Below are 1,104 nucleotides of genomic sequence, written 5' to 3'. Positions count from 1 at the left end.
CTTGAATTGTCAAATTAAGTGCAACACTACATTAAAGAATATTTCATAAGGCGTTTTCCATCCGAGACATTTACGGGGACGATTATTCATTTGTTCTGCATATGCTTGTATCCGGCGGTCAGTAATTGAATCAAGGTCAGTTCCTTTTGGCAAATATTCGCGAAGCAAGCCGTTAGTATTTTCGTTAGTTCCTCGTTGCCAAGGAGAGTGAGGATCGGGAAAGTAGAAGGGCGTACCAAACTTATCAGTTAAACATTGAACTTTGGCAAACTCTTTACCCCTATCCGGGGTAATCGTTAACGATCTACCAGGCCATAGCTTCATTAAGTCGCTCAAAGTATCCGTGACTGCTTCTGAAGTTCTTTTAGCAGCTTTACCAATAAGCAGGTAACGAGATTTTCGGTCAACCAATGTAACGACACAAGCCTTTCCGCTTTTGCCTAACACGGTATCACCTTCCCAGTGACCAATTTCTACACGGTTGTCAGCTTCTCGCGGACGATCATGAATCTTGTTGGGGATTGGAATCTTGCCTCGCTTTTCTTGATAAGCTTTATTGTGGCGAGACTTGCCGTGATGCCTTAGATGGCGCACGGCACTAGAGCTGCCAGATTTAAACAAATTATCAAATAAGCCATTGAAAATCCCACGGTAAATAGTCGTGGTACTGATCTGCACCGGATACTTTTCGACTGCCAAGCGATTCGATATTTCCTCCGGAGACCAAAGGTCTTCGCAGAAGTGTTCTCTCACCACTTCAAACACCTGAGGATTACTCAAAAGAGAGACTCTGCCACAGTTGCCTTTGCGCTGTTTGTACTTCTCCTGAGCCTTCGAAGGTGAATAGGATTTACCAGTAGAATTACGGCTTAATTCTCGAGAAATGGTTGAGTAACTTTTCTTGATATGGCTGGCAATCTCACGAAGTGAGTTTCCATGATTCCTCATTAAAAAGATAGTTTCCCGTTCATCTATGGTAATATGCTTGTAGTGATCCATGGCTAAATTCCTTTCATGATTGTTTTCGCAAACATCATTTTACAGAAATTTGGCCATGGGCCATTCTTTATTTAATTAGTGTTGCACTTAAAGTGTAAATTCAAG

Annotated in this window: 1 protein-coding gene; it reads right to left on the bottom strand. The window is 42.0% G+C overall.

The window, feature by feature from the left end:
- Window positions 1–9: 9 nt before the first annotated feature.
- Window positions 10–999 (bottom strand): IS30 family transposase, encoded by a 990-nt coding sequence (locus tag IV54_RS00855; protein WP_004561985.1) that lies wholly within the window; start codon window positions 997–999, stop codon window positions 10–12.
- Window positions 1,000–1,104 lie beyond the last annotated feature (105 nt).

It is taken from the genome of Levilactobacillus paucivorans (assembly GCF_001437125.1).
In the GTDB taxonomy this organism is placed as follows: domain Bacteria; phylum Bacillota; class Bacilli; order Lactobacillales; family Lactobacillaceae; genus Levilactobacillus; species Levilactobacillus paucivorans.
The sequence above is the reverse complement of the archived record's forward strand: the minus strand, read 5'-3'. Positions and strand labels throughout refer to the sequence as shown.